Source organism: Acinetobacter sp. ESL0695 (assembly GCF_029392135.1).
Taxonomy (GTDB): Bacteria; Pseudomonadota; Gammaproteobacteria; order Pseudomonadales; family Moraxellaceae; genus Acinetobacter; species Acinetobacter pollinis.
In genome coordinates this window covers 1,222,782-1,236,569 of record NZ_CP113932.1, presented here as the reverse complement: position 1 = coordinate 1,236,569, position 13,788 = coordinate 1,222,782, and the positions used below count along the sequence as shown (strand labels likewise).

Below are 13,788 nucleotides of genomic sequence, written 5' to 3'. Positions count from 1 at the left end.
ATGTGTTATTTTATATAAATTTGTTTTTTATTTTTAAGTAATAATTTTTCTACTTAATCTCTTCCTATTCAATACATAAAATGTTCAATTTTACATAAAAAATATTATTTATATTTATATCAATAATATAAAAACAACCAAAGCTTTTTTTTAAATTAAAACTATATTTATCAATATCTTATTTTTAATAATTTTATAATTTTTTTCATAGAATCTAAACTATTACTTTGATGTTAGATAAAACCCAATATAAATTATATTTAAAATTAAAAAAAACAATTTCAAATTGAATAAAAATAATATATTAATCAATCATATATAGGTATTTTGTATTAATATAAGTAATTGTTTTTAATACTTATATTTAAATCATATACAAATATACAAAATCAATAAGTTTGTGCGACAAAAATCCTGAAATTTATCTAAAATTTAACATTGTTAAATATTTTTAATAATTCGATAGGATTAAAAATTAATTAATATATTGATACTTAAAGCACATTAAAATAAATTGTGATAATTGTGCATCACATATTTATAAATATCAACATATAATTATCATTTAAATGAAAATAATAGATATATAGTTAATTTTTCTAAATTTATTTTATGTGATATATTTCATTTTTTTTAAATTAAACTAAAAAAATGCCATAATTAATATAAATATGGCATTGTAGATAAGCTTATAGTTATTATTTGCAGATTTTAGTCTCACGATATTTCTGATCTATGCACCACTCATCTCCATTTAACTCGAAGTCCCTACTCTCTTTTATGAGCTGAATTTGTTCTTTTAACTGTCGTTTGTAATATTTTCTCGTAATTGCTTCTGCCAATATCATCGCTCCATGAGATAATCCACTTATCATTCCCACCAAAGGTCCTTGGCTTAGAGCTGAAGCATAGTTAAAGCAATAGATACTATAAGATTCATTAGAATTCTTATGAATAAATTCAAAATCTTTTGTGAGATATGGATAATTTTCTAGATCTAAATTTTTTTCTTGTTGAATATTTATATCTCTCCATATTTTGATGTGCTGTGAAAACCGATATAACCATTCATGTTTATGCCAATTTATTTTAAATCCCGTTGCAAAGATCAAACGATCCACCACAAAACGACTATTTTTAGTGGAAAGATATAATTTTTGGTTTTCAAACGTTATATTTTGAAGAGTTTCAGAAAAATTAAAGTATGCATTTTTATGCTTAGCCACTCTTAATACACTTCTATGTGGTGCAGGTGTTCCTTCCTTACGTAAATAAGTTTGGAAATCCCATTTTTCTTGATCACTCCATTCTGGATAAAAAGCAAAATAACCTACATTCGATGCACTCTTACTTCTATTTACACGAGGAAAGTCATTACAGCGACAAATAATCTCAACGCTTTTTGCACCATGTTCTAAAGCAGTTGCAGCACTATCCATTGCTCCCGCACTCGCACCTATTACAGCAATATTTAAACCTTTAAAACACTCGTAATTTGTAGTGTCATAATTATGCTGCCATAAATAGTTAGGAATATTTTGTACCAATTCTGGAATATTTGGGGAGCTGAAGCTATCTATACCCATTGCAAGTACACAATGGACGACATGATATATTTTATCTTGATCTGAATGACGAATCGTAATCTCTGTCAATTGATCTGCGATATGAAGATCAACTAACTCACTTTCATAATAAACTGTGGGTTGAGTTATTTTTTTAAACCATTTTAAATATTCATCCCACTGCAATCTTGGAATTTTATCCAAACTTTCCCACGCTTGATGACCAAATTGTGCTTTAAACCAAGCTTGAAAAGTAAGTGATGGTGAAATGAGTGCAGGACCTGTTAAATTTTTTGGAGAGCGTAATGTTTGCATTAAAGCAGGTTCTTTCCATGGACCTTCATCACCTTCTTTCTTTTTCTCAAATAAGATTGAAGGGATGCCTTGTGCTTTTAAAGCAAGTGATAAGCATAAAGCAGACATTCCTGCACCAATAATTGCAATTGGAATCTCATGATTAGTTTCTTCAATAATCCAGTTTTTAGGTGGAAAGTTAGCATTTTCAAAATCTATTCTTATTTGTTCTTCGAGTTCTTTCAAACTTTCTTGTGGGTACATACACGCTTACCTAGTTGAAATCTAAAATAAAATATTTTCATTGTGAGTATAAATGATTGAATATTATTTGTATTTTAAAATATGTGATGACTATTTCAATAAAATGCCTATCGTACATTCATTTATATCACTATTATTCATTAATATATGTTCTTTTATTCATTTTAATTCTTTATAAATTCTTTTATAAATACATTACACAGCAAAATATAATTTTATAAATCATTGAAAAATTATGTTGATCTATTGAGCTGTGAGATATATTCTTAGTACTTTAGAACTTTTTCTTATATAGAAATCGTTAAAATATATATGGAGACATTAAGGAAATGAAACAGCAAATTTACTTAGATTATGCTGCGACAACGCCAGTTTATCCTGAAATTATAAAAAAAATGGCAGATTGTTTATCCTTTGATGGTCTCTTTGGAAATCCTGCCTCAAATGGACACTGTTTTGGTGCAGATGCAAAAAATGAAATTGAAGAAGCAAGAAAAAATGTTGCGAATCTAATTGGGGCAAAAGCAGATGAAATTATTTGGACATCTGGTGCTACAGAATCGAATAACCTTGCATTAAAAGGGATTGCAGAACGATATGCAGAGCGTGGTAAACACATTATTACAAGTCAAATTGAACATAAAGCAATCTTAGATAGTTGTTGTAAATTAGAAAGTTTAGGTTTTGAAGTTACCTATTTAGCACCAGAAAGAAATACAGGTCTTATTTCTCCAGCTTCTGTTCAAGAAGCTATTCGTCCTGATACTGTGCTTGTTTCATTGATGATGGTAAATAATGAAATAGGTACGATTACTGATATTGAAGCAATTGGAAAAATTACACGTAAGCATGATATTTTCTTTCATGTCGATGCTGCCCAAGCAGCTGGTAAACTCGATATTAATGTACATCAATTGGGTATAGATCTACTTAGTCTTTCTGCACATAAAGTCTATGGCCCTAAAGGCATCGGTGCTTTATATGTAAACCATGAAAATAGTTTTGAAATTGAACCTCAAATTCATGGAGGCGGCCATGAACAGGGATGTCGTTCTGGTACGTTAGCAACGCATCAAATTGTAGGTATGGGTGAAGCTTTTCGTATCGCAAAAACAAATCTGAGCGCTGAACAAGCAAGATTAAAAATATTACAAACAAAACTTTTTAATGCACTAAATGAGCTTACAGAGATTGTTTTAAATGGCGATGAACAACATCGGGTTGCAAACTATTTAAATGTATCTTTTCTTAATGAAGACGCATTTATTTTAATCAATGCTATTAAAACATTGGCAGCCGTTTCAAGTGGATCTGCATGTAATTCAGGACATGGTGGCCCTTCACATGTACTGGTTGCTCTTGGACGTGACGAAACGACAGCAAGAAATGCTGTTCGATTTAGCTTTGGTAAATATACGACAGAAGCAGATATAGATCGACTGATTCAACATTTACAAACAGAATATCAGTCAACGCAATTTATCAGTTTTGCATAAACACATAAATAAAAAAAAGAAGGTCTTTCGACCTTCTTTTTTTATGCTGCAGAAATGAAAAAAGGAGTATCACCATTAATTGTAGCTCTATGCATAATACGATGAGCATCACCATAATCAAATAATGCTTTATGCTGTGTGCAACGATTATCCCAAATTGCAACATCGCCAACTTCCCATTGCCAACGAATATGTAAACTTTCTTGTACTGAATGCTTAAATAAAAATTGAAGTAGTTCACTACTTTCAGTTTCAGAAAGTTCATTAATTTTTGTTGTAAACCCTTCACTCACAAATAGTATTGGTTTCCCTGTGATGGGGTGTGTGCGTACCACTGGATGAGTAACAGGTGGATTTTTTTTAAAAACTTGTAGTAATTTCTGTTGTTCATCAATATTACTTGCATAGCGTTCTAATGGGAATGATTGACGAATATCATGTACTGCTGTAAGCCCCCAAATTTTTTCTTTAATATGTTTAGGAAGTGTCGCAAAAGCCTCTGTTCCACTTGACCAAAAGGTATCACCTCCCTGAGAAGGTACTTTTTTTGCCTGTAAAACACAGCCTAAAGGAGGTGTTTTACTAAAAGTGACATCGGTATGCCAAAGTTCATTGTCTCTTAGGTCTTGTTTAAGGCTATCTAGAATAAGGATTTCAGGCACATTTTTTACATTCGGGAAAATGGGGTGAATGTGCAAAGATCCAAAACTTCTTGCTAATTCTGCTTGCTTTTCGGGTGTGAGAGACTGCTTTCTAAAAAATATGACTTCATTTTCTATTAATGCATGATGAACCTCGTTCAAGTCAGCATGATTTATCGTATTGAGATCAATATCATGAATGACTGCACCAATTGCAGGTTTAATTTTTTCTATATTTAACGCCATTTCATATTTCTCCTACAATTGTTTGCTATACCAAGGAGATAGCTGTTTTTGTAGCCATCTTAAATAAAGTTCAAAACTCACTGCAACGATAGCAATTACAATAATTCCTAAAATAACAGTATCTGTAATCAGAAACTGTGCTGCAGATTGAACCATAAATCCAATACCGCGATCGGCAGCAACGAGTTCAGCAGCAACGAGTGTAGACCATCCCACACCTAAGCCAATACGAATGCCAGTAATAATGTGTGGTAACGCCGTAGGTAGAATGACATGCCAAAAAATTTGACTTTTACTTGCGCCAAGGGATAACGCTGCTCTTTCCCTATTAATTTGATGGCTTAGTACACCATGCGTACTACTAATAATAACAGGGGCTAAAATAGAGAAGAAGATCAGTAAAATTTTTGTAGTTTCACCAATGCCAAACCAAATAACCAGTAAGGGTAAATAAGCCAATGGTGGAATGGGTCTTAATAATTCAACCAATGGATCTATGACTGCTCTAGCCCATTTATTCAAACCCATCCATAATCCTATGGGTACACCAACGATAATTGCTGCAAATAATGCAATTAATACGCGACTCATACTTGACGCTAAATGTTGCCATAAAGTTGCCTTCATAAACCCCTGTTGGCTAACTTCAATAAATTTATGAAATACGGCTTGAGGACTAGGTAAAAAAAGTGGTGACACCCATTGAAGCGCTGTAATAATAAACCAAATGAGTAATACTAAGCCGACACTCAGAAGACTGACAGCTAACATTTTCCATTTTTCATTCTTTTTCAGTTCAGGCTTATTTTTAATAGCATTCGACTCAGTGAAGGAGGTATTTTTTTTACTTATTATGCTTGTCATGCGTTATAACCCTCTTCAATATTATGGCTTAATTGTGCAAAGAGCTTTTCTCTTAATTCAATGAACTCTGGATCAGATTTGATTGAACGAATATTCTCACCATTGCGATAGCGTTTTGAGAAATTTAACTCTAAACGTTGTGAAATACGACCAGGATTTGCCTGCATAATAATAAGCTGTTCACTTAACAATAGAGCTTCTTCAATGTCATGTGTAATTAAAAAAAAGCTTCTATTTTCCTCAATCCATAAATCTAAAACCAACTTTTGCATATTTTCGCGAGTAAAGGCATCTAAGGCTGCAAAGGGTTCATCTAATAAAATGAATTCCGCCGTACTAATTAAAGCACGCGCAATACCTACTCTTTGTTTCATGCCTCCAGAAAGTTCCCAAATATTTAACTGTGCAGCATGACTTAAGCCCACTATTTTTAGAATGCGTTCTACTTGAGATGCAATCAGTGCTTTAGGTACTTTTTTTATTTCTAAAGAAAATGCAATATTCTCTTCTACATTTAACCAAGGAAATAATGCATGCTCCTGAAATACAACAGCACGTGTTTCATCTGGGCCATGAAGTGGCATATGATTAAGTTTAATCAGGCCGTTTGTTGGTTTTTGAAAACCTGCCAAAATATTAAGTAAGGTCGTCTTTCCACATCCAGACTCCCCTAAAATAACGGTTATAGAACCGCTTGTAAGATTTAAATTAATATTCTCAAGGATAGGATGAGATCTTTGTGAAAAGGTTATTCCAATATTTTCAGCTGTTAATACGCTCATACTAGCCACCTAATTATTTAAAAATTGTGTTGCAACATTGTCATGATAATTGTCCTTCACTGTGTCGACCTTTCCTTGTCCTTTTAAAAACTTTGCTGTATCTAAAATATTTTGTGCAAATTCATTTGATAATGTATCCACCTGACCTCTTCGGTCTAAATAAATATTTCCAGCAAGTAATAATGGAATTTCTTCAGGTTTTGAGCCTGTAATATTCGCTATTTTGCTAAGATTATTTTTATCACTTACAAAATGTTGAGGGCTTTGATTATATTTGTTGAGCTGATTGAGTGTCGTATTCACAAATGATTTGAGAAATTCAGGATTTTTTTCTGCAAAATCTTTTCGCACAACCCATAAATCATAGGTTGGTGCTCCCCACTCACCTACTTGATGAGAATCAACAAATACATGACCAGTCGTTTTAATCTTACTTAAGGCTGGCTCCCAAACATATGCGGCATCAATATCCCCCCGATTCCATGCGGCGATAATTTCAGGTGGTCTTAAATTAATAATTTTGACTTTATTTTCGGGAATATTCCAATGTTTCAATGCGGACAAAAGACTATAATGAGTCGTCGAAACAAACGGTACAGCAATGGTTTTACCAATTAAGTCACTTGGTTGTTTTATTTCTGATCCTTCATGAACTACCAGAGCTTCTGAACTGCCAAGTTTTGCTGTAATTAAAAATGCAGTAATTGGCACTCCTCTACTGGTTGCTGCTGCAAAAGGGCTTGATCCAATATTTCCAATATCTACATCACCTGATGCTAAAGCATTTACAACATCCGATCCTGTATCAAATTTTTTCCATTCAATTGCTTGCTTACTGTCTTTTTCATAACTTTGATTGGCTTGTGCAACTTTACTTGGATCCACTCCAGTTTGATAAGCAATGACAACGGGTTTTTCATTGTTATTATGAATACGTGTCTCTTGATCATCACGTGTTTGAGATATCAAAAAAATAGTAAGTAATGATAAAACTATCAATGTCGTAATCAGGGGCTTCTTATATTGTTTACGCATTAGAATGGCAGTGACTTATGAATATTAAATATATAGTATGATTCTCAAAAAGGAGATAAAAATAAGAAAATCTTTATTGCTTATTCAAATTTTATAAATATATTTTTCTTATACCATTGTTCAAATTTAATATATTTATTCTTTATTGTGATTTCACAGATCACTATTTTAGCGCTATATTCAATAAAACTTTCAAATGAACCTATAAATTTAAAAGCGTGAATAAAGAATGAAAAAGATACTTATTACAGCACTACTTAGTCTTTCCGTTGTTGCGCCTAGTCTTGCATTAGCAGAAGATAAAGCTTTTTTAAATGTTTCTTATGATCCTACTCGAGAGTTTTATAAGGAGTTTAATGAAAAGTTTGGTCAATATTGGTTAAGTAAAACAGGACAGAAAATTGATTTTAAACAATCTCACGCAGGTTCGGGAAAACAAGCACGTGCAGTTGCAACAGGTCTAAAAGCAGATGTTGTCACATTAGCACTTTCTAATGATATTGATGAGATTGCAAAAGCTGGTTTTATTAGAAAGGACTGGCAAAAACAGTTTCCAGATAATTCTGCGCCGTATACATCTACAGTCGTTTTTCTTGTACGTAAAGGAAATCCTAAGCATATTAAAGATTGGAATGATTTAACGAAACCAGGTATAGAAATTATTACACCAAATCCTAAAACAGGTGGTGCACCACGATGGATTTACTTATCTGCTTGGGGTTATGCACTAAAACAACCTCATGGTAATGATGCAACTGCAAAAGATTTAGTGTCTAAAATGTACCGTAATGTGAAAGTCCTAGATTCAGGTGCTAGAGGCTCCCTAACAACATTTGCAGAAAGAGGAATTGGAGATGTATTACTTACATGGGAAAATGAAGCTCTCCTTGCCCAAAAAGAAGACCCTAAAGCAGATTTTCAAATAGTATATCCGTCAGTATCAATTTTAGCTGAGCCTTCAGTCGCTATTGTCGATAGGACGGTAGATCAAGATGGTAATCGAACTATTGCTAGAGGCTATCTAAACTTCCTCTATTCACCGATTGGTCAAGATCTTGCTGCTAAATATAACTTTAGACCAAGAAATACAACTGTAGCTCAAAAATATGCTTATAAGTTTCCTAAAATACAGTTATTTACGATAGATGCTACATTCGGTGGTTGGGAAAATGCTCAAAAAATTCATTTTTCAAATGGTGGCATTTTCGATCAGATATACAAGCAATAATTTTTTAGGTTATTGGAATATAGTTGGATTGAATTCAATTATATTCCTCGCCAGTCTACACGCGCATTTCTTTCTGTATGATATATTCGGTTAACGTATTGACCAATATTACTTTCATTAATCAATTTTTGCATATGATATACATGTTCATCATATTTATAGCTCTCTATCTCCCATGGAGTACCATAAATATTCATCAATGGTGCAAGCATCGAGCAAATTGAAATATCTGCGAGTGTTAAACGGTCACCCACTAAATAGCTTTGATTTTGCTTTATCTGAGCACTGAGTGTATTCACAATCTCAAGAATACATTTATAGTCATAATCTACGCTGTGCTGATCTAAATATAAATTTTGAGTAATAAATTTTTTTAATATAGGTTTTGAATATTTACTAAATTTTCTAAAATAGCCTCTTTCTCTAATCATGGTGTCTATAGATTCATCATTTCTTAAAATCATATGATAAAGTGCCCAACGCCGTACATGCTCTCCTAATTTATTTGCAATATCATTCAAATCATAAACAGAAATACGCATTGCTGTATTTTTAGGAATAAGTCCCTTTTCTGGATATTTTATATCTAGATATTCAGCAATCTTTGTTGAGTCACTGATCCATTCCTCATGATCTCTGAATATAGGTAAAGTATTTTGATTTGTTTTAATTCTTGAAAAAGCTCGATGAACAATTGGGGTTAAATTTTGCGCAACATAATCTATTTCTTTATGATCAAGTAACCAGCGCGCTTTCTCGCAGAAATGAGATAGTGGAAACTGGTAAAGTATACGCATAAGATATCAACGTCCTTTATAATTAATTTTTACTACTTTAGTAATCAACCTTATAAAATACAATGATCTTTTCGTCCTATTTCATTTTTAAATTTTGTTAATTTTAAGGATAGACTGACTTTAATTAAACTTTAATGTAAAATCTGCAATAATTTTATATAACATCTTTGTGAGTATTGCATGGGTTTTAATTGCGGTATTGTTGGTCTACCAAATGTTGGCAAATCAACGTTATTTAATGCGTTAACAAAAGCTGCGATTGCTGCTGAAAACTTTCCTTTTTGTACAATTGAGCCAAATACTGGCATTGTTCCAGTACCAGATGAGCGCTTAGATAAACTCTCAGCGATTGTAAATCCACAACGTGTTTTACCAACAACGATGGAATTTGTAGATATCGCAGGTTTAGTTGCAGGTGCGTCTAAAGGCGAAGGTCTAGGTAACCAGTTCTTAGCAAATATTAGAGAAACTGATGCAATTGCACATGTAGTTCGTTGTTTTGAAGATGAAAATGTTATTCATGTAAATGGAAAAATTGATCCTTTAGATGATATTGCTACAATTAATACAGAGCTTGCACTTTCAGATTTAGAGACTGTGAATAAATCTCTTGTTCGACTAACTAAGGTTGCAAAAGGTGGCGATAAAGAAGCGATTGCTACCAAAGCTGTTTTAGAAAAAATATTACCTTTGCTAGATGAAGGTCGTCCTGCTCGTGCAGCCGACCTATCTGATGATGATAGAAAACTACTTCGTGGATACGGCTTGTTAACATTAAAGCCTACGATGTATATTGCGAATGTGGCAGAAGACGGTTTTGATAATAACCCACATCTTGACGCCGTAAGAGCATTAGCAAAAGAAGAAAATGCGATTGTTGTCCCTCTATGTAACCAAATCGAAGCTGAAATTTCATTATTAGATGATGAAGACCGTGCAGAGTTCTTAGAAGCTATGGGAATGGAAGAACCAGGCCTAAATGTTGTTATTCGTGCAGGATACAGTCTATTAGGATTACAAACCTATTTTACTGCTGGGGTTCAAGAAGTAAGAGCATGGACAGTAAAAGTAGGTGCATCTGCTCCACAAGCTGCTGGGGTAATTCATACAGATTTCGAAAAGGGTTTTATTCGAGCTGAAGTCATCGCTTATCAAGATTTTATTCATTGCAATGGCGAAGCTGGTGCAAAAGATGCAGGTAAATGGCGTCTTGAAGGAAAAAGTTATATTGTGCAAGATGGGGATGTAATGCACTTCCGCTTCAATGTATAAATCAATACTCAATTTCTATGAAATGGCTCTGACTAAATCAGGGCCATTTTATTTTAAATAAAATTAAACTACATATTTGTATTTTTTTGTGAAATAGTTCACAATTAAAGGGTGCTTTTTATTTTATTCTGGTATCTTAAATGTCTAGAAAATATTTGAAATTTCTCCCTTCATCCACTATGGAAAATCAGGACTCTTTATTTTTTCACTGGGTTACTCAGGTACATGCACAGTATGTACAAGGCGTCGACAATGTGCTTAAAAAGCATGGAATCGATCATTCTAGACAACGTATTCTTAATATTTTACTTATTAACCCCTGCTCTAGCATTTCTGAAATTTCAGATACTCTTATTTTAAAGATGTCTACAACGACAAAAATCATTTATCGCCTTAAAGATGAAGGTCTAGTAGAAACTTACTCTTGTAAAGAAGATGGTCGAATTACGCGTGTTAAAATTACTGAACAAGGATTAACGTTATTGAAAAAAACGAATGATTTAACTAATGCAATTCTTTCAAGAACATTTGATGGCCTTACGCCGTTACAAATAGAAAAAACTATGGGTAACTTACAGGCAGTATTCAAAAACTTAAAGTATTAATCCTTTATTTTATATTCTGTTTTTATTAATTTTCCTTCTTTTAAAGCATTTTTATTTTTTTCAATATGTGTGATTAAAAGTCTTTTTATTAGATTATTTTTAAATCCTAAGCCATATGCTTTAAGAATGATTTCACTGGGTAAACTATCGAAAAAAATTTTTAAATTTACTTCATTTATTTCTAAAAAAACTTGATGTTCTAATAGAAGCTCTTTTAAGAAGAGCTTCTCTTTTTTATTTCTTTCTGAATTTTTTTTCCAGTAGTTTTCTCTTAATTTTTTAAGGTCGTTGTTTTTATAACTCATAATAAATTTACTTAGGCTATTTTGAAAGAAAAGGACAATATTAATATTGTCCTCGAATTATTCAGTGCTAAATTTCGGCGTATTCGCCTGTGCCTTCTGGCCATGGTGTTAAGAGCTCAAATCCATCTTTGGTGACAGCAACCATATGTTCCCACTGAGCAGATAATGAACGATCTTTTGTAACTACTGTCCAACCATCAGACAGTTCTTTTACGCCTGATTTGCCCAAATTTACCATTGGCTCTATAGTAAAAACCATTCCCTCTTTTAATTTTAAGCCATGACCCTTTTGACCATAGTGTAGTACGTTTGGCTGTTCATGATAAACCTTACCTATTCCATGCCCACAGTATTCTCTTACAATACTATATCCATGGCTTTGTGCGAGAGATTGTATAGCGTGGCCAATATCTCCAAGTGTTGCACCTGGTTTGACTTGATAAATTCCCGCTCTCATTGCATCGTAAGTAACATCTATCAATTTTTTTGCTTCAGGCTTAATATCACCTACGGCGTACATACGACTGGTATCCCCATGATAACCGTCTTTAATAATCGCCACATCGATATTAATGATATCCCCATCTTTTAATACTTCTGAATTTGATGGGATACCATGACATACGACTTCGTTTTTAGAAATACATGTCGTTTTTGTATAACCATGATATCCAACATTTGCAGGTACAACTTTTAAAGTATTTATAATAAAATCATTGCAGATATCATCTAAATACTCTGTTGTTACACCCGCTTTTACATGTTTCTTTATCATGTATAAAACTTCAGCAGCTAGACGGCCTGCTATACGTAATTTTTCAATTTCTTCAGCAGTTTTAATGCCTACTTTTGGGTTATACATGTAATTAACCTTCAATATCGTGAAAATTATTTCTTAAAAAAAGAAAATACTTAGGCTATTTGGTAGAAAATATGAATTTTATCTTCCTATAGTAAAATATTTCCCTTTTTTTTTAAAGAATTAAAGAATAATTTCAAAAAATACACTTTTGCACTAAAATATAACATTAATTTTTATTCTAGTTAGATGTTATGACTAAACTTAGTATTCGGGATATCATTGCGTTAGGTTTTATGACCTTTGCACTGTTTATTGGTGCGGGTAATATTATTTTCCCGCCAATTGTTGCTCAGCAAGCTGGCGAACACGTTTGGCTGGCTGCATTTGGCTTCTTAATTACAGGTGTTGGTCTGCCCGTTCTAACGATTATTGCACTTGCACGTGTTGGTGGATCAATAGAAACTTTAAGTGCGCCTATCGGAAGAATGGCGAGTCTTATTTTAACTGTCGTGTGTTATCTTGCTGTAGGCCCTTTATTTGCAACACCACGTACAGCTACAGTTTCTTATGAAATTGGTCTTTCTCCGTATTTTGGAAGCTCATCTACGGCGTTATTAGCATATAGCGCTATTTATTTCGTCATTGTAGGGATTGTTTCACTTTATCCAACTAAATTACTCGATACAATTGGTAAAGTTCTTGCACCTTTAAAAATTGCAGCTTTGGCAATTTTATGTATTACAACATTAGTACTACCTATTATTTTTGCAGCACAACCCATTAATAACTATGTTACACGACCTGTCTCAGAAGGCCTTGTAAATGGTTATTTAACAATGGATACATTAGGTGCACTTGTTTTTGGTATTGTGATTACACAAGCTATTGCTTCTCGTGGTGTAACCGACAGTAAGTTAATTACACGTTACGCTATCATCGCAAGTATTATGGCAGGTGTAGGTTTAACAGCCCTTTATTTATGCTTATTCCGCTTAGGTATACAGAGCCATTCATTTATTCCAAATGCAAGCAACGGCGCGGTTATTCTACACGCTTTTGTACAACACTCATTTGGTGACCTTGGTTCAATTTTCTTAAGTATTTTAATTTTCTTAGCCTGCGTAGTAACAGCAATTGGCTTAACGTGTTCATGTGCTGAATACTTCCATGGCTTAACTAAGTTACCATATAAATTGCTCGTCTTACTTTTGGTTGGATTTGCATTTATTATTTCAAATTTAGGCTTAACTAAACTTATCGCATTCTCTGTACCAGTCTTAACTGCAATTTACCCACCTGCGATTGTTGTTATTGTTTTAAGTTTCTTTTGGAAGTTCTTTAATAAACCATCTGTTATTCTTATTCCAGTAACAGGTGTTGCACTTATCTTTGGTGTTGTTGAAGGAATAAAAGCATCTTCATTTGCAAGCATTGTACCTTCATTTTTACAAACACTTCCATTAGCTGAGCAAAACTTAGCTTGGGTTATCCCATGTGTTATCGTACTTCTGATTACAGCTATTGTAGATAAACTGAAAAAAACAGTTTAAAGATATAAATATTTGGCTCAGAACATAAATTCTGAGCCATTT

General features: G+C 33.0%; 13 protein-coding genes. 5 read left to right on the top strand and 8 right to left on the bottom strand.

What is annotated here, in order from left to right:
* Nucleotides 1–698 precede the first annotated feature (698 nt).
* Entirely contained in the window at nucleotides 699–2,123 is a 1,425-nt protein-coding gene (locus OZX61_RS05815) for a SidA/IucD/PvdA family monooxygenase (protein WP_277095599.1), read from the bottom strand.
* 329 nt (nucleotides 2,124–2,452) lie between these two features.
* Between OZX61_RS05815 and OZX61_RS05810 the strand changes: the two genes are divergently transcribed.
* Nucleotides 2,453–3,619, top strand: coding sequence for an aminotransferase class V-fold PLP-dependent enzyme (locus OZX61_RS05810; RefSeq protein ID WP_348521174.1), 1,167 nt, complete (start codon nucleotides 2,453–2,455; stop codon nucleotides 3,617–3,619).
* A 41-nt stretch (nucleotides 3,620–3,660) separates the two neighbouring features.
* On the opposite strand, the gene tauD is transcribed toward OZX61_RS05810, so the two are convergent.
* The 4 genes from tauD to tauA are packed head-to-tail and all read right to left on the bottom strand — an operon-like array spanning nucleotide 3,661 to nucleotide 7,187.
* Nucleotides 3,661–4,506, bottom strand: a complete 846-nt coding sequence (gene tauD / locus OZX61_RS05805) for a taurine dioxygenase (RefSeq protein WP_277095598.1) — start codon at nucleotides 4,504–4,506, stop codon at nucleotides 3,661–3,663.
* Nucleotides 4,507–4,518: 12 nt separating this feature from the next.
* Entirely contained in the window at nucleotides 4,519–5,358 is an 840-nt protein-coding gene (tauC, locus tag OZX61_RS05800; protein WP_277095638.1) for a taurine ABC transporter permease TauC, read from the bottom strand.
* An 8-nt stretch (nucleotides 5,359–5,366) separates the two neighbouring features.
* Nucleotides 5,367–6,152 (bottom strand): ATP-binding cassette domain-containing protein, encoded by a 786-nt coding sequence (locus OZX61_RS05795; protein ID WP_277095597.1) that lies wholly within the window; start codon nucleotides 6,150–6,152, stop codon nucleotides 5,367–5,369.
* A gap of 9 nt (nucleotides 6,153–6,161) precedes the next feature.
* Nucleotides 6,162–7,187, bottom strand: coding sequence for a taurine ABC transporter substrate-binding protein (gene tauA, locus OZX61_RS05790; protein ID WP_277095596.1), 1,026 nt, complete (start codon nucleotides 7,185–7,187; stop codon nucleotides 6,162–6,164).
* 229 nt (nucleotides 7,188–7,416) lie between these two features.
* Between tauA and OZX61_RS05785 the strand changes: the two genes are divergently transcribed.
* The gene (locus OZX61_RS05785; RefSeq protein WP_195772704.1) at nucleotides 7,417–8,415 is read left to right on the top strand and encodes a sulfate ABC transporter substrate-binding protein; all 999 of its coding nucleotides are present in this window, start codon (nucleotides 7,417–7,419) and stop codon (nucleotides 8,413–8,415) included.
* A 38-nt stretch (nucleotides 8,416–8,453) separates the two neighbouring features.
* On the opposite strand, the gene OZX61_RS05780 is transcribed toward OZX61_RS05785, so the two are convergent.
* Nucleotides 8,454–9,212, bottom strand: coding sequence for a glutathione S-transferase family protein (locus tag OZX61_RS05780; RefSeq protein WP_277095595.1), 759 nt, complete (start codon nucleotides 9,210–9,212; stop codon nucleotides 8,454–8,456).
* A gap of 180 nt (nucleotides 9,213–9,392) precedes the next feature.
* Here OZX61_RS05780 and ychF point away from each other — a divergent pair, with 180 nt between their 5' ends.
* On the top strand, nucleotides 9,393–10,484 hold the full coding sequence (gene ychF / locus OZX61_RS05775) for a redox-regulated ATPase YchF (protein ID WP_277095594.1): 1,092 nt from the start codon (nucleotides 9,393–9,395) through the stop codon (nucleotides 10,482–10,484).
* A gap of 140 nt (nucleotides 10,485–10,624) precedes the next feature.
* A complete protein-coding gene (locus OZX61_RS05770) occupies nucleotides 10,625–11,089 on the top strand; it encodes a MarR family winged helix-turn-helix transcriptional regulator (protein WP_195772701.1) in 465 nt (154 codons plus the stop codon).
* Here OZX61_RS05770 and OZX61_RS05765 read toward each other — a convergent pair.
* On the bottom strand, nucleotides 11,086–11,394 hold the full coding sequence (locus OZX61_RS05765) for a hypothetical protein (protein ID WP_277095593.1): 309 nt from the start codon (nucleotides 11,392–11,394) through the stop codon (nucleotides 11,086–11,088). The genes OZX61_RS05770 and OZX61_RS05765 overlap by 4 nt on opposite strands.
* Before the next feature lie 67 nt (nucleotides 11,395–11,461).
* Nucleotides 11,462–12,256: a type I methionyl aminopeptidase gene (map, locus tag OZX61_RS05760; RefSeq protein ID WP_195772699.1), complete on the bottom strand. Its 795-nt coding sequence runs from the start codon at nucleotides 12,254–12,256 to the stop codon at nucleotides 11,462–11,464.
* 191 nt (nucleotides 12,257–12,447) lie between these two features.
* Between map and brnQ the strand changes: the two genes are divergently transcribed.
* Nucleotides 12,448–13,746, top strand: a complete 1,299-nt coding sequence (gene brnQ, locus OZX61_RS05755) for a branched-chain amino acid transport system II carrier protein (protein WP_277095592.1) — start codon at nucleotides 12,448–12,450, stop codon at nucleotides 13,744–13,746.
* Nucleotides 13,747–13,788 lie beyond the last annotated feature (42 nt).